The organism is Phycicoccus jejuensis, assembly GCF_044797865.1.
Taxonomy (GTDB): domain Bacteria; phylum Actinomycetota; class Actinomycetes; order Actinomycetales; family Dermatophilaceae; genus Phycicoccus; species Phycicoccus jejuensis.
Genome location: NZ_CP085209.1, coordinates 3,958,042 through 3,979,262, shown reverse-complemented (window position 1 = coordinate 3,979,262; position 21,221 = coordinate 3,958,042). Strand labels below are relative to the sequence as shown.

Below are 21,221 nucleotides of genomic sequence, written 5' to 3'. Positions count from 1 at the left end.
CGGGTCGATCTCGGCAAGAGTCCTTACTAGGATCGCGGCCGTGGAGCCCCCCAAGCCCTCCCTCCGGCTGCTGCGGCAGCTGTCCGACCGGCACGTGCTCGGGGTGCTCTTCGAGGAGCCGGCGCTGACCCGGGCGCAGATCGCGACCCGGGCGGGCCTGTCGAAGCCCACCGTCGGCGAGAGCGTGCGCCGGCTGACCGAGGCCGGCGTCGTGCGCGACACCGGTGAGCGCACCGGAGGCCGCGGACGCGCGGGCACCATCCTCGACCTCGTCCCCGACCTCGGCGTCGCGCTGGCGGTGAGCATCGCCCCCGACGGCGTGCGCGCCGAGGCCGTCGACGTCCACGGACGGGTGGTGAGCGGGGCCACGGAGGGGCTGGCCCTGCCCACCACGCCCGACCGGCTCGAGCGCGTCCTGCCCGAGGTCGTCGCCCGCGCGGCGGCCGCGGCCCCCGGCGCCGTCCGCGTGGCCGTCGTCAGCGCCGCGGACCCCGTCGACCGCGCGAGCGGGGCGCTCGTCCACCTGCCCGACGCGCCCTTCCTCGTCGGCGACCTCTCGCCCGTCCCGCTCCTCGCGCCCCTCGTCGAGGGCGAGGTGGTCGTCGACAACGACGTCAACTGGGCAGCGCGCGCCGAGCTCGCCGCGGCGGGCCCGGACGCCGCCGGCAGGGGCGAGCTGGCCTACCTCTACCTCGACCGCGGGCTCGGGTGCGCCGTCGTCGCCGACGGCGTGGTGCTGCGGGGCGCCCGCGGCCTCGCGGGGGAGGTCGCGCACCTCGTGACCACCGGGCCCGACGGGCGGGCCGGTCCGTTCACCGACGTCATCGGCGCGCTCGGCCTGCGCGAAGGCGGCAGCACCGCCGTCGACACCGAAGCCGTCCTGGGCCTCCTCGAGGCCGGTGACGGCGACGCCGCGGCCGCCGCCACGCTCGACGCGCTCGCGAGCGCCGTCTGTGGCGTCCTCGCGGCGCTCGTCGCGCTGACCGACCCCGCCGCCGTCGTCCTCGGCGGGGTGTGGGGGTCGCACCCGGCGTTCCTGGAGCGGGTGGCGCGGCAGGTCGACGCGATGCCCCGGCGCGTCCCGCTCCGCCCGCCCGCGGTGCGCGAGCAGCCCGCGCTCGCCGGCGCCCGGCAGGAGGCGCTGCGGCGGCTGCGCGAGCACGTCGTCACCGGGTCCGCCGCGCGCTGACCCCTCGGTGTCGAGTGCGCGCACGGCACCCAGGGCAACCACCTGCGCACTCGACCCCGGGGGTGGGAACGCCGGTGCCAGGTCGAGGGCGTTCGAGGTTGCCCCCGCGACCGCTTCCGCCCTCGACTCCGGGCGGGACGGGCCCCTGCGCCGCCTACGCTCGGCACCGTGAACGCACCGTCCGCCCCCTCGTCCACGACCCGGCGCGCCCTCGTGCTCGGGGCCCTGGGCGTCGTCTTCGGCGACATCGGCACGAGCCCGCTCTACGCGATGCAGACCGTGTTCGCGCTCGACGGCGGCATCGTCGAGCCGACGCGCGACAACGCGCTCGGCGTCGTCTCGACCGTCGTCTGGGCCATCACGCTCGTCGTGTCGGTCAAGTACGTGCTCTTCGTCCTGCGGGCCGACAACGACGGCGAGGGTGGGGTGCTCTCGCTCGCCTTCCTCGCACGGCGCTCGGTGCGCCCCGGCGGCAAGCGGTTCCGGCTCGTCATGGTGCTCGGGGTCATCGGGGCCGCCCTGTTCTACGGCGACTCGGTCATCACACCCGCGATCTCCGTGATGTCCGCCGTCGAGGGTCTCGAGGTCGTCGAGCCCGGGCTCACGTCGTGGGTGCTGCCGCTCGGCGCGGCGGTCATCACGGTCCTGTTCGTCGTCCAGCGCCACGGCACCGACCGGGTCGGACGGTTCTTCGGCCCCGTCATGGTCCTGTGGTTCCTCACGCTCGCCGCGCTCGGGCTGCCGCACGTCCTCGCCTACCCCCAGGCCCTGCTCGCGCTCAGCCCGCACCTCGCGCTCCAGTTCGCGCTGGCCCACCCGCTCGTCAGCTTCCTCGCCCTCGGCGCGGTGGTCCTCGCGATCACCGGGGCCGAGGCGCTCTACGCCGACATGGGCCACTTCGGGCGACCGGCCATCGCCACGGGGTGGTTCTGGCTCGTCTTCCCGAGCCTCACCCTCAACTACCTCGGGCAGGCCGAGCTCATCGTCAAGGACCCCACGACGATCGACCGGCCCTTCTTCCACCTCGCACCCGACTGGGCGACGCTTCCGCTCGTCGTCCTCGCCACGGCGGCCACCGTCATCGCGTCGCAGGCCGTCATCTCGGGGGCCTTCTCGGTGTCGCGGCAGGCCGAGCGGCTCGACTTCCTGCCCCGCCTCACCGTCCGCCAGACCTCCGAGCACGAGGGCGGGCAGATCTACGTGCCGGCGATCAACTGGGTGCTCTTCGCGGGCGTCCTCGCCCTCATGCTCAGCTTCCGCAGCTCCGAGCACCTGGCGGTCGCCTACGGCCTCGCCGTCACCGCGACCCTGGCCCTCACGACGTGCCTCTTCCTCGTCTACGCCGACGCCGCGCTCGACTGGCCCCGGTGGCGGCTGTGGGCGTTCGGGGGGCTGTTCCTCTGGGTCGAGCTGAGCTTCGTCGCCGCCAACGCCACGAAGATCACCCACGGCGGCTGGCTGCCGGTGCTGCTCGCGACCGTCATCGCGTTCGTCATGCTCACGTGGTCCAAGGGGCAGCGCGTCGTCAAGGCGCGGCGGGCCAAGGTCGAGCGACCCCTCACCGAGTTCCTCGAGGAGGCGCACGCGGGCGGACTGCAGCGGGTGCCCGGCACCGCCGTGTTCCTCCACACGAGTCACGACACGACCCCACTGTCGCTGCGCGAGAACGTCGACTTCAACAAGGTGCTCCACGAGAACGTCATCATCACCAACACGATCCGGATGAACGTCCCGCACGTGCCCGACGAGGAGCGGGTCGTCGTCGACGACCTCGGCGACGAGTGGGACGGCATCTGCCTCGTCCGGCTGCACTTCGGGTTCGCCGACGAGCAGAACATCCCGGCCGCGCTCTCGCTCGCCGCGCAGACCCCGGACCTCTCCTTCGACCGCGACACCGCGCTGTACTTCCTCTCGCGGGTCTCCGTCCACGCCGCCGACCGGCCCGGGATGTCGCGCTGGCGCAAGCGCGTCTACATCGCGATGTCGCACAACGCGGCCGACCCCACGGAGTACTTCCACCTGCCGATCGCCCGCACGGTCGTCGTCGGCGCCCAGCTGCACGTCTGAGCCGGGGTGCGCTCGTCCGGCCGGCCGGGGTGACAGGACGCCGCGCTCCCCGTCGCCTCCTCCGTCGGCGCCGGATCGCGCTCCCGGCATCCTGTCCCCCGACGAGCGAGAGGGCCGGGCGGGATCGACTCCGTCGATCCGGCCCGGCCCTCTCGTGATGTCGGGGTGACAGGATTTGAACCTGCGACCTCTTCGTCCCGAACGAAGCGCGCTACCAAGCTGCGCCACACCCCGTGGCACGTCATCGACGACCCGAGGGCCGCCGCGACACCCGAGGATAGCCGACCACCCGCGAGCATCCGAAATCGGTCCCCCCGACGGTCACGCGAGAGGCCCCGCGACCTCAGCCGAGGTCGTCCGCGCCGTGCGCCACGAGGGTGAGCAGCGTCGCCTCCGGACGGCACGCGAAGCGCACCGGCGCGTACGGCGAGGTCCCCAGGCCCGCGGAGACGTGCAGCCACGCGGCGTCCGCCGGCGCCGCCGACGAGGGCAGCACGCGGCCCTCGCCACCGCCGGGACCGGCCCCCGGCCACCACCGCGAGACGCCCTTGGCGCGGCCGGTGTCGAGGTCGCAGTTCGTCACGAGCGCGCCGTAGACGGGGAGCGCGAGCTGACCGCCGTGCGTGTGGCCGGCGAGGACGAGGCCGGCGCCGTCGGCGACCATCGCGTCGAGGATGCGCTGGTAGGGCGCGTGGACCAGCCCCATCGTCAGCGCGACGTCGTCCCGGGCCGGGCCGGCGACCCGGTCGTAGCGGTCGAACTCGACGTGCGGGTCGTCGACCCCGACGAGCTCGACCCGGTGCCCGCCCATCTCGACGACCGTGCGGGCGTTGTCGAGGTCCGCCCAGCCGCCCGCCCGCAGCCCGTCGACGAGCGCGCCGACCGGCAGGTCGCCCCGGGGTCGCGGCGCCGTCGCGTGGCGGGAGGTCAGGTAGCGCGCCGGGTTCTTCGGGATCGGTGCGAAGTAGTCGTTGGAGCCCAGGACGAACGCCCCCGGGAACTCCATGAGCGGCTCCATCGCCCGCAGCAGTGGCGGGACGGCCTCGAGGTGGGCGAGGTTGTCGCCGGAGTTGACGACGAAGTCGGGGCGCAGCTCGGCGAGGGAGCGGACCCAGTCGATCTTGCGGCGCTGGCCCGGCGTCAGGTGCAGGTCCGAGACCTGGAGGATGCGCACCGGCGCCGACCCGGCCGGCAGGACGGGCACGGTGAAGCGGCGCAGGGCGAACAAGGTGCGCTCGACGAGGGAGGCGTACGCCACCCCCGCGAGGCCGGCGCCGACGAGCCCGCCGACGGCGCGCAGGGCGGTGCGGGCGGGAGGCGTCATCGGTCCATCCTCGCAAACGGCGTCGCCCGTCGGGGAATCCCGGGTGACCGCGCGCGCGCCCGGGTGGGAGAGTGGCCCCATGAACGCCCAGAGCCTCAAGGCGAAGCTGCAGAGCGACCTCCACGACGCGATGCGCGCCCGCGACAAGGTCCGCGCCTCCACGCTGCGGATGGCCCTCACGTCCGTGACGACCGCCGAGGTCGCCGGTGACGAGGCCCGCGAGCTCGACGACGACGAGGTCCTCAAGGTCGTCGCCAAGGAGGCGAAGAAGCGGCGCGAGGCCTCGGCCGCCTTCCGCGACGCGCAGCGCCCCGAGCTCGCCGACGTCGAGGACGCCGAGCTCGCCGTCCTCGAGGCCTACCTGCCCGCCCAGCTCGGCGACGACGAGTTGCGGGCCATCGTCGGGCGGGCCGTCGCCTCCACGGGCGCGAGCGGCATGGCCGACATGGGCCGGGTCATGAAGACCGCCCAGGGTGAGGTCGCCGGCCGCGCCGAGGGCGGCCGGGTCGCCGGGGTCGTCAAGGCCGTCCTCGCGGGGCGCTGACCCCCAGCTCCCGCCGGACGACGAGGGCCCGACCGGATGCTCCGGTCGGGCCCTCGTCGTGCGCCAGGCGTCAGCCCTTGCCGCCCGGCGGCTTGGGAGCCCCCTTGCCCTTGCCGGGCTTGCCCTTGCCGGGCTTGCCCTTGGTCGGGGGCTTGGTCTGCGCGGGCCGGGTCGGCTTGACGTTGACCGCGGGGGAGGCCGCCGCACCCGAGGAGATGAGCAGGGTCACCGTCGAGCCGCGGACGGCCTCGCCGGACGGCGAGGTGCCCGCCACCGTGCCGACCGGCGCGTTGCTCGGGATGCTCTGGCCGACCGTGCTCCCGAACCCGGCGCCCTGGAGGATCGCCGCGGCCGAGCCCGGGTTGCGGGCGTAGACGTTGGGGATCGGGTCGAGGTTGCCGCGCTGGGTCTGCGAGCTCGGGGTCGGGAACTGCTCGACCTTCATGCCCTTCGAGAGCGCCTTCATCGTGTTGGCCCACACCGGCGCGCTGACCGTGCCACCGAAGACCTGGCTGAAGCAGCCGTAGGAGCCGAAGCACTTGCCGTTGAGCGAGTAGAACTTGCCGTTCTTGTCGGAGACGTTGACGCTGCCGATCCAGACGGCGCTCGCGAGCTGGCGGGTGTACCCGGCGAACCAGGACTGGTTGTGGCCGTTGGTCGTCCCCGTCTTGCCGGCGGCGGGGCGGGCGCTGACGTCCCAGAGGCCGTCGGCCGTGCCGCCGTTCTTCAGCGTGCCCTCGAGGAGGGACGACACGGCGGCGGCGGTCTCCTTCTTGATGACCTGCTTGCAGGAGGTCTTGGGGACCTTGATCTCCTTCTTGTCCGGCGTGGTGATCGAGACGATCGGGCTCGGCTCGCAGTAGGTGCCGTCGGCGGCGAGGGTCGCGTAGGCGCTGGCGAGGGCGAGCGGCGTGGTCGTGCCCGAGCCGAGCGTGGCGTTGGAGATCGTGCGGTCGACCTCCTTGCCGTTGGCCATGTGGATGCCCATCTTCTTCATCGTGTCGAGGACGTTGCACGGCCCGACCTCGATGCTCAGCTGCGCCGCCCACGTGTTGACCGACTTGGCGATGCCCTCGGACAGGGACATCATCCGGCCGCCGATGGCGTAGTCGTTGCCGACGTCCCAGGGCTTGTCGGCGCCGCACGGGGCACCGACGACCTTGGGGCCGCCGAAGGAGTGGTCGACGTGGTTGGTGGCGAACGGGGTGAAGATCTGCGCGTTCATCGGCATGCCCTGCTCGATGGCGGTGACGAGGCCGAACATCTTCGCGGTGGAGCCGAACTGGTAGCCGTAGGGCCCGCCGCCGTAGACCTGGTCGACGTTCCAGTTGGTCTGGTTCTTGTCGAAGTCGGCGGCCTGGCCCATCGCGAGGACCTTGCCGGTCCCGGGCTCCACGACCGTGATGGCGCCGCCGAGGTTGCTCTTGTTGCCCACGGGCACGGCCTTGGTGATCTCGCGCTGGGTGATCTTCTGCATCGCGGGGTCGAGCGTCGTGCGGATGGTCAGCCCGCCCTGGTTGATCCGCTTGAGCCGCTCCTCGGGGGTCTTGCCGAGGGCCGCGAGCTGCGGCGAGTGCTGGAGGTAGGCCATGACGTAGGCGCAGAAGTACGGCTCGCTCGAGCGGTGGCACACGCCCTTGGCCGGCTTCTTGTGCAGCATCTTCTCGACCGGCTGCTTCTTGGCGGCCGCGACGTCCTTGGCGGAGGCGAAGCCCAGCTGCTGCATCCGGGTGAGGACGACGTTGCGCCGCGCCTGCGCCTGCTTGGGGTTGATGACCGGGTTGTACGCGGTGGGCTGCTGGACGATGCCCGCGAGGAGGGCGGACTGGCCGAGCGTCAGCTTGTTCGCGTGCACGCCGAAGTAGTTGAGGGCCGCGGCCTCGACGCCGTAGGCCTGGTCGCCGTAGTAGACGAGGTTGAGGTAGCCCTGGAGGATCTGGTCCTTGGTGAAGTTCTCCTCGACGTTGACCGCGTACTTGAGCTCCTGCAGCTTGCGTCCGTAGTTCTCGGCGACGGCCGCCTTGGCCGCCTGCTCGTCGCCGGCGCGCAGTGCCTGCTCCTGCAGGGTGACCTTGACGAACTGCTGGGTCAGCGTCGACGCGCCCTGCACGTCACCACCCTGGGCGTTGGAGACGACCGCCCGGGTGAAGCCGCGCAGGTCGAGGCCGCCGTGCTCGTAGAAGCGCGCGTCCTCGATGGCGATCTGCGCGTTGCGCATGTTCTTCGAGATCTTGTTGAGCGGGACGATGATGCGGTTCTCGTCGTACGGGTTGGCGATGACGTGGTTCTTCGCGTCGACGATCTTCGACTGCTGCGCGAGCGGCGAGACCTCGAAGTCGCTCGGCAGGTCGTTGAAGAAGTCGACCCCGCTCTTGGCCGCCTGCCCGCTCGCCCCGATCGCGGGGACGGCGATGCCCGCCAGCAGCAGGCCGGCGACCGTGCTCAGCACCACGAAACCGAGGAGCAACCTGAGCACGGCCGGGAAGTTCTGCGCACGTCCGTCCATGCGCGACAGGGTAACGCGGGGACCTGACGATGCCCGAGGGCCGAGACCGCGGCGCGCGGGTGGCCGTCGAGGGCCCGCCGGAGCGGTGGGTCAGGGGTCGGTGACGGGGGTCGTCCGTTCGGCCAGCCGGGGGACCGCTTCGGCCGATACCTGCAGGTCAGGTATCAACCTACGGTTGATGCATGTCCTCTTCCGAGAGGGGGGCGAGGACCCGAGACAGCGAAGAGAGGTGGACATGAGCATCTCACCGGTGACGGCCCCGACCGAGGGGCAGTGGGTGACGGAGTGGGCGCCGCTCGGCAAGTGTGCCGGCAGCGACCCCGACGCGCTCTTCGTCCAGGGCAAGGCGCAGCGCGCCGCCAAGATCGTCTGCAAGGGCTGCCCGGTCGTGGCCGAGTGCCTCGCCGACGCGCTCGACAACCGCACCGAGTTCGGTGTGTGGGGCGGCATGACGGAACGCGAGCGGCGCGCCCTGCTGCGCCGCCGTCCCGACGTGCGCTCCTGGACGGCGCTGCTGTCCGCGGCGAAGGCCCGTGGCGCCGAGGGCGCCATCGCCTGACCGCAGGCGGCGCCGTGCGCGCCGCCTCCCCCCCCAAGACCCCCCGGTGGGGCCGACCATCCCCCTGCACGCCCGTGGCACCCCCTGCAGTCACGGGCACCGGTCGGCTCCCCGGGGCCTTGTGCGTCCGGGGTGTCCAGGGGCGTCCGGGGACCGGCCTCCGGGCCGGGGGTCCCGGCCTCAGCCGCCGAGCGCGGCGCCGACCTCGCGCAGGCCGTCGAGGTCGTGGATGTCGGTCGCGGCCGCCGGCACCGTGCGCACCGGCACGCCGGGGTGGGTCGCGACGAACCGCCGCACCCGGGCCTCGTGGCGCGCCGCGACCTCGGCCAGCGTGGCGTGCAGCCGCAGGAGAGCCGGCGTCGGCCCCGTGCTCGGGCCCACCGCGTCGGCGTCGTCCGCGCGGTCCTCGAGCTGCTCGGCCGCGGCCGTCGCCCGTGACCCGCTGAGCCCCGGCGCGGCGAGCTGCTGCATCCGGTTGACGACGACACCGGCGAGCGGCATCGACTCCGCCTCGAGGCGCTCGACGAAGTAGGCGGCCTCGCGCAGCGCGTCGCGCTCGGGGGCGGCGACGACGACGAACGCCGTCGAGGGCTCCTTGAGCAGGGCGTACGTGACGTCGGCGCGCTCGCGGAAGCCGCCGAACATCGTGTCGAGCGCCGCGACGAAGGTCTGCACGTCGCTGAGGAACTGCCCGCCGAGGACCTTCGAGAGGGTGGCCGCGGCGAGGTTGGCGCCGACCGAGAACACCTTGAGGTAGGCCCGCCCGCCGGCCTTCGCGGGGGCCATGAGCAGGCGGATGAAGCGGCCGTCGAGGAAGGAGCCCAGGCGCTTCGGGGCGTCGAGGAAGTCCAGGGCCGAGCGCGACGGCGGGGTGTCGACGACCACGAGGTCCCACGTGCCGTCGGCGTCGGCCTGCGCGCGCAGCTGGCCCAGCTTCTCCATCGCCATGTACTCCTGCGTGCCCGCGAACGAGCTGGAGACCGCCTGGTAGAAGGGGTTGTCGAGGATCTGCTGCGCCTTCTCGGGGGTCGAGTGCGCGAGCACGACCTCGTCGAAGGTCCGCTTCATGTCGAGCATCATCGCGTCGAGCGAGCCGCCCGCCTCGGCGCCGACGCCCTCGACCGGGCGCGGGGTGTTGTCGAGGGTCGACAGGCCGAGCGACTGCGCGAGCCGCCGTGCGGGGTCGATGGTGAGCACGACGACCCGCCGGCCGGCCTCGGCGGCGCGCACGCCGAGCGCCGCCGCGGTCGTCGTCTTGCCCACGCCGCCGCTGCCGCAGCAGACGACGATGCCGGTGGTGGGGTCGGCGAGGAGGGCGTCGACGTCGAAGGCGTCGGCGGGGGTGCGCGGGGCCATCAGCCGACCCCCTGCTCGTGCAGCTCGTCGGCGAGGACGCCCACCCCGCCGTCGTCGGTGCCCGTCGTCAGCGCCGGGAGGGTGACGGTCGGCAGCCCCAGCCCGCGGACCTCGCCACCGAGCTCGTGCTCGAGCGCCACGCGGGCGGCGTGGTCGGCCGCCTCGGCGAGCAGCCCCCCGACCGTCCGGGCGCCGGACCGGACGCCGACGGCCGCGAGGTCGGCGCGCACCTGCTCCTCGAGGCCGGCCGGGTCCTGCGCCAGCCGGGCGATGAGGGCGTCCGGCAGGAGCGGCTCGCGGACCTGGTTGACGACGATGGCGCCGAGCCCGAAGCCGGCCGCCGACAGCTCGGCGACGGCGTCGGCGGTCTCCTGCACCGGCATCTCCTCGAGGAGGGTCACGACGTGGACGAGGCTGCGGCGGCTGCGGAGCATCCGGGTGATCGACTCGGCCTGCTGGTGGATGGGACCCATCCGCGCCAGGCCCGCCACCTGCTCGTTGACCCCGAGGAAGCGGCCGACGCGGCCGGTCGGCGGGGCGTCGAGGACGACGGCGTCCCAGGCGTGGGCGCCCTGGCCGCGCTTCCCGCCCGTCGTGCGGCCCACCGCCTCGTACACCTTGCCGGTCAGGAGGACGTCGCGCACACCCGGGGCGATCGTCGTCGCGAAGTCGACGACGCCCATCCGCTCGAGCGCCCCACCCGCGCGACCGAGCTTGTAGAACGTCTGGAGGTACTCGAGCAGCGCGGCCTTGGCCTCGACCGACAGCCCCCAGAGCTCGCCGCCCGAGGGGTCCTGGACGAGGCGGACCTCGTCGGTGCCGAGCGGTGGCACCCCGAAGGTCTGGCTGATGCCCTGCCGGTTCTCGACCTCGACGAGGAGGACGCGCCGACCCTGCCGGGCCAGGGCGAGCCCGAGCGCGCTGGCGACCGTCGTCTTGCCGACACCGCCCTTGCCGGTGACGACGTGCAGCCGGACACCGTCGAGGACGCGCGCGAGAGGAGGGGCGGCCATGCGGCCAGCCTAGATCGGGCCGCCGGGCCCTCAGGCCGGGTGGTGCGGTCCGCCGCGGCCGAGGGTCAGCTCCTCGACCTCGGCGAGCAGCAGGAGGTACGCGGGGTGCTCGGGGTCGACGAGGTCGAAGTGGTCCGCGCCGCGGGCCAGGGCGGTCGTCGCCTTCGCGTCGTCCTCGGTGCGGGTCGCGGCGTAGGCCTCGGCGACCTCGGGGGGGACGACGTCGTCGTGCTCGCCGCTGACGAGGGCGACCGGGGCGGTGAGGCGCTGACGGCCGGGGTCCGCGGCGGCCCAGACGTCGGGGACCTCGTCGGGCGAGCCGCCGAGGAAGGCGCGGGCGGCGTCGTCGCCGAGGTGCAGCCGGTCGGCCGTCGCGAGGTCCGCGACCGGCCCGAGCGCGACGGCGCCGAGGAGGTCGGGGACGCGGTCCTCGGAGGCGAGCCACGTCACGAGGAGGCCGCCCGCCGAGTGCCCGACGAGCACGACGGCGTCGGGCAGGTCGGTGTCGGCGTGGGCGGCCGCGAGGTTCGCGAGCAGCGCGTCGGCGGTGCCGGGCCAGCCGCCGCCCGGCATCCCGGTCCGCGGGTACTCGAGGTTGACGACGTGGAAGCCGTCGCGCGACAGCGCCTCGGCCAGAGGGCCGAGGTGGGTGCGGTCGTGGGTGGGCCGCCAGAAGCCGCCGTGGACGAGGGCGACGGTGTAGCCGCGGGCCCGGTGCGGGTCGGGCTCGAACACGTCGTAGACGTCGGTCTGCTCCGGCCCGGTCACCTCGGTGCGGTCGGGCTGGCGGGCGGGTCGGCTCATGACGTCGTCGCTCATCACGGCCACCGTAGCCGCGGACCGGCCCCGCGGTTAGGGTGGCGCGCATGCAGAAGTGGGAGTACGCGACCGTGCCGCTCATCGTCCACGCGACGAAGCAGATCCTCGACCAGTGGGGTGAGGACGGCTGGGAGCTAGTCCAGGTCCTCGCGATGCCCGAGGGCAACCTCGTCGCCTACCTCAAGCGCGCGAAGGCCTGACGTGGGTGCCGTCGAGGACCGCCTCGCCGAGCTGGGCCTCACCCTCCCCGAGGTCGTGCCGCCGCTCGCGGCGTACGTCCCGGCGGTGCTCGACGGCTCGCGGGTCTACGTCTCGGGGCAGGTGCCGTTCGTCGAGGGCGTGCTGCCCGCGACCGGCCAGGTCGGCGAGCTCGTCGGCCTCGTGACGCCCGAGAAGGCTGCCGAGCTCGCGGCCGTCTGCGCGCTCAACGCCATCGCGGCGATCCGGTCCGTCGTCCTTGACCTCGACCGCGTCGAGCGCATCGTCAAGGTCACCGGCTTCGTCGCCTGCGACCCGTCGTTCACCGGTCAGCCCGGTGTCGTCAACGGCGCGAGCGAGCTGTTCGGCAAGGTCTTCGGCGACGCCGGGGTCCACGCCCGCTCGGCCGTGGGGGTCGCGGCGCTGCCGCTCGGTGCCCCGGTCGAGGTCGAGGTCATCGCCCACGTCCGTGACTGAGCCGACCGTCCTGCGCCGCCCGGTGCGCGACGCCGGCCTGCTCGACCTGGCCCGCGCCTGGGTCGAGGCGGGGTCCGGCGACGGGCCCGAGCCGCGGCCGGCCGCGACGGTGATGCTCGTGCGCGACACCGACGCCGGGCCGGAGGTCTACGTCCAGCGGCGCGTGGCCACGATGGCCTTCGCGCCGTCGATGGTCGTCTTTCCCGGCGGGTGCGTCGACCCCGCCGACGCCGGGCTCGACCCCGCGACCCCCGGGCTCGCCGACCTCGCCGCGCACCTCGGCGTGACGCCGGCGGAGGCCGCGCCCTTCGCGGCGGCCGCCGTCCGCGAGGTCGAGGAGGAGTGCGGCGTGCGGGTCGAGGTCGCGGCGCTGCGCGGCCGCGGCCACTGGGTCACGCCGGCGTTCGAGCCCCGGCGCTACGACACGTGGATCCTCGCCGCCGGCATGCCGGAGGAGCAGGAGGCCCGCGAGACGAGCGGCGAGAGCGACGGCGGCGGCTGGGCCCGCGCGTCGGTCCTGCTGCAGCGCGCCGGGCGGGGCGAGGTGCGGATGATGCCGCCGCAGGTCTGGGCCCTCGAGGCGCTGGAGCGCTTCGACTCCGCCGCGGCCTTCCTCGCCGACCGCCCCGACATCCGCCGCGTCGTGCCGGTGCTCGAGCAGGACCCGGACGGCACGCTCGTCCTCGTCACCGCGCTCTGACCCCGTCCGTCCTCCCCGCGACCTGCGCGGGTCCGCGTGCGACCGCACCCGCAGCAGCGCAGGCCACGGGGAGAAGGCGGGCCTAGGGTGGTCGGATGACCCCGTCGTCATCGTCCCCCGCGCAGCCGCCGGCCTCGGTGCGGGACCCGTGGGACGGGGGAGCGGTGGGCGAGCGGGCGCACTGCGTCCTCGCGCCCAACCCCGGCCCGATGACCCTCGACGGCACGAACACCTGGGTGCTGCTCGAGCCGGGCTCGAGCGAGGCCGTCGTCGTCGACCCCGGGCCGCACGGTGACGAGCACCTGCGCGCGGTCCTCGACCTCGTGGCCTCCCGCGGGGCGCGCGTCGCGCTGACCGTCCTCACCCACGGCCACCACGACCACGCCCAGGCCGCCCCGCGCTTCGCCGAGCTGTCCGGTGCCCCGACGCGGGCGGTCGGCGCCGGCCACGGCGACCTCGGCGACGGGGACGTGCTCGCGGTCGGCGGCCTCGAGCTGCGCGTCGTCGCGACGCCGGGGCACACCGCCGACTCGGTGTCGTTCGCCCTGCCGGCAGACCACGCGCTGCTCACCGGCGACACGGTGCTCGGCCGCGGGACGACCGTGGTCGCGCACCCCGACGGCGAGCTGGACGCCTATCTCGCGTCGCTCGAGCGGATCGCCGCGCTCACCGGGGACGGCGACGTGACGCGCATCCTCCCCGGGCACGGCCCGCTCGTCCCGGACGCCGCGGCGATGGTGGCGTTCTACCGGACGCACCGCGCGCAGCGGCTCGAGCAGGTCCGGCAGGCGCTGCGTGACGGCGCGGCGGCCGAGGCGGACCCGGTCGAGGGCGTGCTGCGGCGCGTCTACGCCGAGGTGTCACCGGACGTGTGGCCGGCCGCGCGGATGTCCATCCGCGCGCAGCTGGACCACCTGGGCATCCCCTGGTGAACCCCACGCGTATCGGGTGACCCGATACGCCTGCGCTTCACCCGGGAACCGTTCCGGGGTGGAGCGCGCCCGTATCGGGTGACCCGATACGCGCGTGACGGGTGGGGCGAGGTCGGGCGGGCGCCCCGGTGTGGGGCGAGGGGGTGAGGCGGGTCAGCGGGCGCGGCGGCGCAGGCGCTCGACGTCCATGAGGAGGACGGCGCGCGCCTCGAGGCGCAGCCACCCGCGCGAGGCGAAGTCGGCGAGCGCCTTGTTGACCGTCTCGCGGGAGGCGCCGACGAGCTGCGCGAGCTCCTCCTGGGTGAGGTCGTGCGAGACCATGACACCCTCCTCGACCGGGCGGCCGAAGCGCTTGGCGAGGTCGAGCAGGGCCTTGGCGACGCGGCCGGGGACGTCGGTGAAGACGAGGTCGGCGAGGACGTCGTTGGTACGGCGCAGCCGGCGGGCCAGCGCGCTGAGCAGGGTGAGCGCGACACCGGGGCGCTCGTGGAGGAAGTCCTTGAGCTGCTCGTGGCCCATCGAGAGCAGCTGGGTCTCGGCGACGGCGGTCGCGGTGGCCGTGCGGGGCCCGGGGTCGAAGAGCGAGAGCTCGCCGAACATCTCGCCGGGGCCGAGGATGGCCAGGAGGTTCTCGCGGCCGTCGGTGCTCGTGCGCCCGAGCTTGATCTTGCCCTCGCCGATGACGTAGAGCCGGTCGCCCTGGTCGCCCTCGTGGAAGAGGACGTCGCCGCGCTCGAGCCGCGAGGGGTTCATCTGCGCGATGAGCCCCTCCGCCGCACCGTCGTCGAGGGGGGACAGGAGCGGGGCTTTGCGCACGACGTCGTGGTCCACGTCGCACAGTGTGCCAGAACGGGCAGGTCGGGGGCCGGGTGGTCGCGGCCCCCGGGCGGCGCCCGGACCGGTCGCCACGGGTGGTCTGTCGGGGCCCGGCCCTAGGCTGTCGCCGTGCCCGTCCGTCCCTCGCCCGCCGTCCGCCGCGCGGCCACCGGTGACGAGTCGCCGGTCGCCCGCACCCGCCGTGCCCGCCGCACGTACCGCGCTCTGCTGGACCGGTACCCCTACGCCCACTGCGAGCTCGACTTCGAGACGCCGCTGCAGCTGCTCGTGGCCACCGTCCTCTCCGCGCAGACCACCGACGTCATGGTCAACACGGTGACGCCGACCCTCTTCTCGCGCTGGCCCACCGCCGAGGCGCTCGCGGCGGCCGACCGGGCCGAGTTGGAGGCCGTCCTGCGGCCCACCGGCTTCTTCCGGGCCAAGACCAACTCGGTCATCACCCTCGCCCAGGCCGTCGTCGAGCGGTACGGGGGCGAGGTCCCCGGCCGGCTCGAGGACCTCGTGACCCTCCCGGGGGTCGGCCGCAAGACGGCGAACGTCGTGCTGGGCAACGCCTTCGGCGTCCCCGGCATCACCGTCGACACGCACTTCGGCCGCCTCGTCCGGCGGTGGGGCTGGACGCAGGAGACCGACCCGGTCAAGGTCGAGGCCGACGTCGCCGCGATCATCCCGAAGAGCGACTGGACGATGCTCAGCCACGTCGTCATCTTCCACGGCCGGCGCACCTGCTTCGCGCGCAAGCCGGCGTGCGGCGCCTGCCCGGTCACCCGGTGGTGCCCCGCGTACGGCGAGGGCGAGACCGACCCCGAGAAGGCCGCGAAGCTCCTCAAGTTCGAGCTGGCCCCGGGCGCCGTCCTGCCCGACCCGCCACCGGGCCCGCTGCCCGACGACGCCTGACCCTCACCGGCTCTCGAACGCCTCCTTCGTCTTCGCGATGGCGAAGCCCCAGCCCTGCGAGACGGTCGGCTTCGGCGGCACCGCGACCTCGTCGGGGTTGGTGACGACGTCGAGGAGCGTCGGCCCGTCGTGCCCGAGCGCCCATCGCACGGCGTCGTCGAGGTCGGCGGGGTCCTCGACCCGCCGCGCGGTCAGGCCCATCGCCGTGGCCACCGCGGCGAGGTCGGGGTTGTCCAGCTCGGTGCCGAACTCGGGCAGGCCGCCCTGCTCCTGCTCGAGCTTGACCATCCCGAGCCGCCCGTTGTCACAGACGACGACGGTGACCGGCAGCCGGTAGGTGACGGCCGTGCGCAGGTCGCCGAGCAGCATCATCAGGCCGCCGTCGCCGGCCATCGCGACGACCTGGCGGTCGCGGTCGAGCGCCGACGCGCCGAGTGCCATCGGCACCGCGTTGGCCATCGACCCGAGGTTGAAGGACCCGACGAGGCGGCGGGTGCCGCGCATCGTCACGTGGCGCGCGACCCAGGCCGTCGACATGCCGGTGTCGGCGGTGAGGACGGCGTCGTTGGCGGCGTGCCGGTCGACCGCGGCGGCGACGGCCTCGGGCCGGATCCGGGTGTCCGGGTTGTCGAAGACCGCGCGCACCCGGCCGAGCAGGCGCCGGTCGTGGCCCGGGTCGAGCAGCGAGCGCTGCCGCTCGTGCCACTGCTCGTACTCGCGTCGCGCCGCGTCGAGGTGGCCGCGGTCCGTGCGCGGGGCGAGGCGGGGCAGCAGGGCCCGCAGCGTCCCCGCGGCGTCGCCGACGAGCGCGAGGTCGACGGGCACGCGCCGCCCGATGTGCGAGCCGCGCACGTCGAGCTGCACGACGGTCTTCCCGCTCGGGTACCAGTCGCGGTAGGGGAAGTCGCTGCCGACGAGCACGAGGACGTCGCAGGAGTCCATCGCGTGCGCGGCGGCCGGGTTGCCGATGAGCCCGGACTGGCCGACCTCGTAGGGGTTGTCGCGCTCGAGCCCCTCCTTGGCCTTGAGGGTGAGGACCATCGGGGCCGCGAGGCGTTCGGCGAGCTCGAGGACCTCCTCGCGCGCACCGAGGGCGCCGTGCCCGACGAGCAGCGTGACCTCCGCGTCGCCCGCCAGCAGCTCGGCGACGGCGGCGACCTGCACCTCGGGCGCCGGGGCGGGCACCCCGGCCGGGGCGAAGCGGGGGAGCGGGGTGTCCTGCGGCAGCTCGAGGTCACCGACGTCCCCGGGGATCGTGAGGACCGCGACGCCGCCCTGCGCGAGCGCCGCGTTGACGCCCTGCTCGAGGACGTGCGGCAGCTGCTCGACGGAGGTGAGCGTGCGGGCCCACACCGCGACGTCCGAGAACAGGACGTCGTTGTCGACCTCCTGGAAGAAGTCGGTGCCGATGTCGCCCGACGGCACCTGGCCGCAGATCGCGAGCACCGGCGCGTGCGACTTCTTCGCGTCGTAGAGACCGTTGAGCAGGTGGACCGAGCCCGGCCCGACCGTGCCCATGACGACGCCCAGCGGGGCGCCGAGCTGCGCCTGGGCGCTCGCCGCGAAGGCGCCCACCTCCTCGTGCCGCACGCCCACCCACTCGACCCGCTCCTCCCGACGGATGGCGTCGGTCAGCGGGTTGAGGGCGTCGCCGACGACACCCCAGACGTGCGTGACGCCGTGCTCGGCGAGGGCGGTGACGATGTGCTCGGCGACGGTGCTCATGGGGGTCCTCCCGGTGGCGGATGGGTGTGGACCGGGCGCCGCGCGGGGCGGTGCCCGGCCCGTCACCGCAGCGCTACCCCGCGCGGCCGCCCGCGACACCGCCGGGCCGGTCGCGCCCGCGCCCGGGCGCTCCCGGCGGACTCCCGGGTCGCGCACATCCGGCGTGCCTACGATGACGCCCATGACCTCCGCACCCGTGTGGCTGAGGCGGCTCGCCACCCGGGCGGACGTCGCGGCCCACCCCTGGTTCGCCGAGCACCCGGCGCCCCCGGAGGGTGCCCGGTCCTCGGCGGTCCTCGTGCTCTTCGGCCCCGGCCCCGACGGGCGCACCGACGTCGTCCTCACCGAGCGCGCGCACACGCTGCGCTCGCACCCGGGGCAGGTCTCCTTCCCCGGCGGCCGGATGGACCCCGGTGACGACGGCCCGGTCGGCGCGGCCCTGCGCGAGGCGCAGGAGGAGGTCGGTCTCGAGCCGGCGGGTGTCGAGGTGCTCGCGGCCCTGCCGGCGCTGCACCTGGCACCGAGCGGCAACGCCGTGACCCCGGTCCTCGGCTGGTGGCCGCGCCCGGTGCCGGTCGGGGTCGTCGACACCGCCGAGGTCGCGCGCGTCGACCGCGTGGCGGTCGAGGACCTGCTCGACCCCCGCCACCGCTTCACCACCGTCTTCGGTCCCTACCGGGGCCCCGGGTTCGAGGTCGACGGCCTCTTCGTCTGGGGCTTCACCGCGATGCTCCTCGACACCCTCCTCGACCTCGCCGGCCTGACCCGGCCGTGGGACCACGCCCACGAGCGGGCGCTGCCCGACCGCGTGCGCTCCCCGTGGATGCGCGGGGCCGAGGAGCGCCCCGACCCGCCGGAGACCGAGGACGCGCCGTGACCGGCTCGACCGTCCTCGACGTCGTCCTCGCCCTCGTCCTGCTCGCCTACGCCTGGAGCGGATGGCGCCAGGGGCTGGTCGCCGCCGTCCTCGGGCTCGTCGGGCTGCTCGCCGGGGCCTTCGCCGCGGTCAAGGTCGCCCCGGGGCTGATCGACGGCCGGGGCGGCATCGACCTCGGCAGCCCGGCCGGGACGCTCCTGCTCATCGGGATCGTCCTCGTCGCCGCGACGCTCGGGCAGTGGCTCATGCTCCTGCTCGCCTCGCGGGTCCGCACCGTCATCGGGATGGCCGGGCTGCGGCTCGTCGACAACCTCCTCGGCGCGGTCGCGGTGCTCGTGGCGTCCGTCCTCGTCGTCTGGGTGGTCGCCGGGGCCGCGCGAGTCAGCGGCCCGGTGGGCCTGCGCAACGCCATCGCCTCCTCGGCTGTCGTGCGCACGGTCGACGCCGTCGTGCCCCGCTCGGCGCAGACGCTCGTCGACGACCTCACCGAGGCCCTCGACCGCGGCGGCTTCCCCCGCGTCTTCGAGGGGCTGGGGCCCGAGCCGATCGCCTCGGTGCAGGCGCCTGACCGCGCGCTCGTCGAGGACGCCGCCGTGTCGCGGGCGCTGCGCTCGGTCGTCCACGTGCGGGCCTCCTCGCCGCGGTGCGGGCAGACCCAGGTGGGCTCCGGGTGGGTGCTCTCGCCGGGGGTCGTCGTCACCAACGCGCACGTCGTCGCGGGGGCGCGGACGGTGCGGCTCAGCGTGCGCGGCACCGGCCCGGAGGTGACCGGCCGGGTCGTGCGCTTCGACCCCGACCGCGACGTCGCCGTCGTCGTCACCTCGAAGCTCGACGCGCCCGCGCTGACCCGCGGTGACGCGCTGGGCCGGGGCGACGACGCCGTGCTCGCGGGCTTCCCCGGCGACCACGGCCTCTGGGTCGGGCCGGCCCGGGTCCGCAGCGTCCTCGAGGCGAAGGGCGGCGACATCTACGGCGGCGACGGCACGGTCCGCCAGGTCTACTCCCTGCGGGCCGAGGTCCGCCGCGGCGCCTCCGGCGGCCCGATGGTCGACCCCGAGGGCCACGTCGTGGGGATGGTCTTCGCGACCTCGCTCGACGACCCGCAGACCGGCTACGCGATGACGTACTCGGAGCTCGCGCCCGTCGTGCGCGGCTCGTCGGTCGGCGACCCGACGGTCTCGACCGGCCAGTGCCGCGGGGCGGCCTGAGCGGACCGGCCGGCGCTCAGCCCTGGTGCTTGAGCGCGGCCACCGTCTCCTTGCCCTGGGCGATGGCCCTCTCGGGCGCGGGCTTCGCCTTCTGCAGCGCGTTCTTGCCGAGGAGGGCGAGCACGCCGGCGACGACGAACATCAGCACCGTGACGATGAGGTAGCCCGCCCACAGGGGCAGCCAGATCGCGAGGACCTGGGCGAGGGTGTGGAAGAGGAAGACCAGCCCGAGCAGGCCGACGAACGCCGCCCCGGCGAGCAGCCCGGCCCCGATGCCGACCTTCTTGGCGCCCTGCGCGACCTCGGCCTTGGCCAGGGCGATCTCGCCCTTGACGATGCCCTGGACGTCGTGCGTCGCGTCGGCGACGAGCTGTCCGATGGTGCGCTCGGTGCTCTCGGGTGCCATGCGTCCTCAGCTCGTGTCGTGGGTCCTGCGGATCGGTACGTGCCGACCTTACCGAGTGCTCGTGGAGCCGGGGCCCGCGTGCTCCTCCTGGAAGCAGTCCGGCACGCCGTCGCCGTCGTCGTCACGGGTCTCCTGCTCGTGGATGCGCCGGTAGACGGCGTTGCGCCGCCGGAGGATGACCGACGCGAGCGCGGCCGCGGTGAGCGACCCGAGGAGGATGCCGAGCTTGACGTGCTCGTCGCGTGCGGACCCGGCCCCGAAGGCGAGCTCGCCGACGAGCAGCGAGACCGTGAACCCGACCCCGGTGAGGATGGCGAGGCCGGCGATGTCGGACCACGCGAGGTCGTCGTCGAGCCGGGCGCGGGTGAACCGGGCCATGAGGTAGGTCGACCCGAGGACGCCGACGAGCTTGCCGACGACGAGGCCGGCGACGACGCCGATGGCCACCGGGTCGCGCAGCGTCTCGCCGAAGCCGCCGCCGAGCACGGCCACGCCGGAGGCGAAGAACGCGAACACGGGCACCGCGACGCCGGCCGACAGCGGGCGGATGCGGTGCTCGAAGCGGTGCGCGACGTCGGCGTCGGCCGGCAGCGTGCTGACCGCGGGCACTCCGCGCTTGCGCGGGCGGACCGGAACGACGAGCCCGAGGAGGACGCCGGCCACGGTGGCGTGGACGCCGGAGGCGTGGACGAAGGCCCAGGTGAGCGCGGCGAGCGGCACGAGCAGCCACCAGGCCGCGATCCGGCGCTGGACGAGGGCCGCGAACGCAGCGAGCGGCACGAGCCCGAGGAGGAGCATCATCGGGTCGAGGTCGGAGGTGTAGAAGACCGCGATGATCGTGATGGCGATGAGGTCGTCGACGACGGCGAGCGTCAGGAGGAACGAGCGCAGCCCGGACGGCAGGTGCGAGCCGATGACCGCGAGCACCGCGAGGGCGAAGGCGATGTCGGTGGCCGTCGGGATGGCCCAGCCCTGCAGCGCGTCCCCCTCGCCCCCCATGAGGGTGACGACGCCGACGAAGACGACGGCGGGGACGGCGACGCCGCAGAACGCGGCGACGACCGGCACGGCCGCCTTGGCGGGCGAGCGGAGGTCGCCGACGAGGAACTCGCGCTTGAGCTCGAGCCCGGCGACGAAGAAGAAGATCGCGAGCAGGCCGTCGGCCGCCCAGTGGCCGAGGCTGAGGCGCAGGTGGAACCAGTCGGTGCCGATCTCGGTGTCGCGCAGCGAGAAGTAGGCGTCGCTCAGGGGGCTGTTGGCGAGGATGATCGCGACGACGGCGGCGCCGAGGAGGACGGCCCCGCCGATGGTCTCGGTGCGCAGGGCGTTGGCGACGAACTGGGTCTCGGCCCAGGTCGAGGGGCGGGAGAGGAGGCGGTGGCCCTCGGGGCGGCGGCCGGGCGGTGCGGAGGTCATCGGGGCGGCTCCTGACGGAGGGGCGGGGGCCGCGGGCGGGCGCGGCGAGGTCGTTGCCGACCAGACTTCCCGGCGCACCGCTCCCGAGTCTACCGGGCGCGGGCCGGCCTCCCGGTCGGCCACGAGCCGGACGCCCGCCCGTCGAGGCGTGGGCCGCGGAGCCGGACGCGC

Annotated in this window: 20 protein-coding genes and 1 tRNA gene; 11 read left to right on the top strand and 10 right to left on the bottom strand. The window is 74.6% G+C overall.

Annotated features, from left to right (window positions below; genetic code table 11):
* The first annotated feature begins 40 nt into the window (after positions 1–40).
* A complete protein-coding gene (locus tag LG324_RS18940) occupies positions 41–1,189 on the top strand; it encodes an ROK family protein (RefSeq protein WP_404350425.1) in 1,149 nt (382 codons plus the stop codon).
* Between the two features lie 168 nt (positions 1,190–1,357).
* On the top strand, positions 1,358–3,256 hold the full coding sequence (locus tag LG324_RS18935; protein ID WP_404350423.1) for a potassium transporter Kup: 1,899 nt from the start codon (positions 1,358–1,360) through the stop codon (positions 3,254–3,256).
* A gap of 160 nt (positions 3,257–3,416) precedes the next feature.
* Here LG324_RS18935 and LG324_RS18930 read toward each other — a convergent pair.
* Together LG324_RS18930 and LG324_RS18925 are read right to left on the bottom strand one after the other, a co-directional pair.
* Positions 3,417–3,490: transfer RNA gene (locus LG324_RS18930), tRNA-Pro, on the bottom strand.
* A 109-nt stretch (positions 3,491–3,599) separates the two neighbouring features.
* The gene (locus LG324_RS18925) at positions 3,600–4,580 is read right to left on the bottom strand and encodes a metallophosphoesterase (protein WP_404350421.1); all 981 of its coding nucleotides are present in this window, start codon (positions 4,578–4,580) and stop codon (positions 3,600–3,602) included.
* Between the two features lie 79 nt (positions 4,581–4,659).
* On the opposite strand from LG324_RS18925, the gene LG324_RS18920 reads away from it, so the two are divergent.
* Entirely contained in the window at positions 4,660–5,124 is a 465-nt protein-coding gene (locus LG324_RS18920; protein WP_404350419.1) for a GatB/YqeY domain-containing protein, read from the top strand.
* A gap of 70 nt (positions 5,125–5,194) precedes the next feature.
* Here LG324_RS18920 and LG324_RS18915 read toward each other — a convergent pair whose 3' ends face one another.
* Positions 5,195–7,630, bottom strand: a complete 2,436-nt coding sequence (locus tag LG324_RS18915; protein ID WP_404350417.1) for a transglycosylase domain-containing protein — start codon at positions 7,628–7,630, stop codon at positions 5,195–5,197.
* 235 nt (positions 7,631–7,865) lie between these two features.
* On the opposite strand from LG324_RS18915, the gene LG324_RS18910 reads away from it, so the two are divergent.
* On the top strand, positions 7,866–8,189 hold the full coding sequence (locus tag LG324_RS18910) for a WhiB family transcriptional regulator (RefSeq protein ID WP_051750177.1): 324 nt from the start codon (positions 7,866–7,868) through the stop codon (positions 8,187–8,189).
* Between the two features lie 180 nt (positions 8,190–8,369).
* On the opposite strand, the gene LG324_RS18905 is transcribed toward LG324_RS18910, so the two are convergent.
* From LG324_RS18905 to LG324_RS18895, 3 genes are read right to left on the bottom strand one after another with little or no spacing between them, the layout of a single operon-like run.
* Complete coding sequence (locus LG324_RS18905; RefSeq protein WP_404350415.1) at positions 8,370–9,545, bottom strand: ArsA family ATPase; 1,176 nt, start codon at positions 9,543–9,545, stop codon at positions 8,370–8,372.
* On the bottom strand, positions 9,545–10,558 hold the full coding sequence (locus LG324_RS18900) for an ArsA family ATPase (protein WP_404350413.1): 1,014 nt from the start codon (positions 10,556–10,558) through the stop codon (positions 9,545–9,547). Before LG324_RS18900 ends, LG324_RS18905 begins: the two co-directional genes overlap by 1 nt.
* 30 nt (positions 10,559–10,588) lie before the next feature.
* Positions 10,589–11,377 (bottom strand): alpha/beta hydrolase family protein, encoded by a 789-nt coding sequence (locus LG324_RS18895; protein WP_404350411.1) that lies wholly within the window; start codon positions 11,375–11,377, stop codon positions 10,589–10,591.
* Between the two features lie 47 nt (positions 11,378–11,424).
* Here LG324_RS18895 and LG324_RS18890 point away from each other — a divergent pair, with 47 nt between their 5' ends.
* The 4 genes from LG324_RS18890 (at position 11,425) to LG324_RS18875 (ending at position 13,684) form a co-directional block, all read left to right on the top strand.
* Positions 11,425–11,577, top strand: coding sequence for a DUF4177 domain-containing protein (locus tag LG324_RS18890; RefSeq protein ID WP_157577275.1), 153 nt, complete (start codon positions 11,425–11,427; stop codon positions 11,575–11,577).
* A 1-nt stretch (position 11,578) separates the two neighbouring features.
* Entirely contained in the window at positions 11,579–12,052 is a 474-nt protein-coding gene (locus tag LG324_RS18885; RefSeq protein ID WP_404350408.1) for a RidA family protein, read from the top strand.
* Positions 12,045–12,752 (top strand): NUDIX hydrolase, encoded by a 708-nt coding sequence (locus LG324_RS18880; protein WP_404350406.1) that lies wholly within the window; start codon positions 12,045–12,047, stop codon positions 12,750–12,752. The genes LG324_RS18885 and LG324_RS18880 overlap by 8 nt, the downstream gene beginning before the upstream one ends.
* 95 nt (positions 12,753–12,847) lie before the next feature.
* On the top strand, positions 12,848–13,684 hold the full coding sequence (locus LG324_RS18875; protein ID WP_404350404.1) for an MBL fold metallo-hydrolase: 837 nt from the start codon (positions 12,848–12,850) through the stop codon (positions 13,682–13,684).
* Positions 13,685–13,837: 153 nt separating this feature from the next.
* On the opposite strand, the gene LG324_RS18870 is transcribed toward LG324_RS18875, so the two are convergent.
* Positions 13,838–14,515, bottom strand: a complete 678-nt coding sequence (locus LG324_RS18870; protein ID WP_286175981.1) for a Crp/Fnr family transcriptional regulator — start codon at positions 14,513–14,515, stop codon at positions 13,838–13,840.
* 114 nt (positions 14,516–14,629) lie between these two features.
* Here LG324_RS18870 and nth point away from each other — a divergent pair, with 114 nt between their 5' ends.
* Positions 14,630–15,418: an endonuclease III gene (gene nth / locus LG324_RS18865; protein ID WP_404350402.1), complete on the top strand. Its 789-nt coding sequence runs from the start codon at positions 14,630–14,632 to the stop codon at positions 15,416–15,418.
* 3 nt (positions 15,419–15,421) lie between these two features.
* Here the strand turns inward: nth and LG324_RS18860 are convergent, their stop codons facing one another.
* Positions 15,422–17,143 (bottom strand): thiamine pyrophosphate-dependent enzyme, encoded by a 1,722-nt coding sequence (locus LG324_RS18860; RefSeq protein WP_404350400.1) that lies wholly within the window; start codon positions 17,141–17,143, stop codon positions 15,422–15,424.
* A 181-nt stretch (positions 17,144–17,324) separates the two neighbouring features.
* On the opposite strand from LG324_RS18860, the gene LG324_RS18855 reads away from it, so the two are divergent.
* Together LG324_RS18855 and LG324_RS18850 are read left to right on the top strand one after the other, a co-directional pair.
* Positions 17,325–18,020, top strand: a complete 696-nt coding sequence (locus tag LG324_RS18855; RefSeq protein ID WP_404350398.1) for an NUDIX hydrolase — start codon at positions 17,325–17,327, stop codon at positions 18,018–18,020.
* Complete coding sequence (locus LG324_RS18850) at positions 18,017–19,228, top strand: MarP family serine protease (protein ID WP_404350396.1); 1,212 nt, start codon at positions 18,017–18,019, stop codon at positions 19,226–19,228. The genes LG324_RS18855 and LG324_RS18850 overlap by 4 nt, the downstream gene beginning before the upstream one ends.
* 16 nt (positions 19,229–19,244) lie before the next feature.
* Here the strand turns inward: LG324_RS18850 and LG324_RS18845 are convergent, their stop codons facing one another.
* The gene (locus LG324_RS18845) at positions 19,245–19,634 is read right to left on the bottom strand and encodes a phage holin family protein (protein WP_404350394.1); all 390 of its coding nucleotides are present in this window, start codon (positions 19,632–19,634) and stop codon (positions 19,245–19,247) included.
* A gap of 48 nt (positions 19,635–19,682) precedes the next feature.
* Positions 19,683–21,050, bottom strand: a complete 1,368-nt coding sequence (nhaA, locus tag LG324_RS18840) for a Na+/H+ antiporter NhaA (RefSeq protein ID WP_030526537.1) — start codon at positions 21,048–21,050, stop codon at positions 19,683–19,685.
* Positions 21,051–21,221 lie beyond the last annotated feature (171 nt).

Coding starts and splice junctions, on each gene's coding strand:
- LG324_RS18845 (WP_404350394.1), bottom strand. CDS start 19,634: ATGGCACCCGAGAGCACCGAGCGCACCATCGGACAGCTCGTCGCCGAC.
- LG324_RS18890 (WP_157577275.1), top strand. CDS start 11,425: ATGCAGAAGTGGGAGTACGCGACCGTGCCGCTCATCGTCCACGCGACG.
- LG324_RS18860 (WP_404350400.1), bottom strand. CDS start 17,143: ATGAGCACCGTCGCCGAGCACATCGTCACCGCCCTCGCCGAGCACGGC.
- LG324_RS18915 (WP_404350417.1), bottom strand. CDS start 7,630: ATGGACGGACGTGCGCAGAACTTCCCGGCCGTGCTCAGGTTGCTCCTC.
- nhaA (WP_030526537.1), bottom strand. CDS start 21,050: ATGACCTCCGCACCGCCCGGCCGCCGCCCCGAGGGCCACCGCCTCCTC.
- LG324_RS18905 (WP_404350415.1), bottom strand. CDS start 9,545: ATGGCCCCGCGCACCCCCGCCGACGCCTTCGACGTCGACGCCCTCCTC.
- LG324_RS18920 (WP_404350419.1), top strand. CDS start 4,660: ATGAACGCCCAGAGCCTCAAGGCGAAGCTGCAGAGCGACCTCCACGAC.
- LG324_RS18910 (WP_051750177.1), top strand. CDS start 7,866: ATGAGCATCTCACCGGTGACGGCCCCGACCGAGGGGCAGTGGGTGACG.
- LG324_RS18895 (WP_404350411.1), bottom strand. CDS start 11,377: ATGAGCGACGACGTCATGAGCCGACCCGCCCGCCAGCCCGACCGCACC.
- LG324_RS18855 (WP_404350398.1), top strand. CDS start 17,325: ATGACCTCCGCACCCGTGTGGCTGAGGCGGCTCGCCACCCGGGCGGAC.
- LG324_RS18875 (WP_404350404.1), top strand. CDS start 12,848: ATGACCCCGTCGTCATCGTCCCCCGCGCAGCCGCCGGCCTCGGTGCGG.
- LG324_RS18900 (WP_404350413.1), bottom strand. CDS start 10,558: ATGGCCGCCCCTCCTCTCGCGCGCGTCCTCGACGGTGTCCGGCTGCAC.
- LG324_RS18925 (WP_404350421.1), bottom strand. CDS start 4,580: ATGACGCCTCCCGCCCGCACCGCCCTGCGCGCCGTCGGCGGGCTCGTC.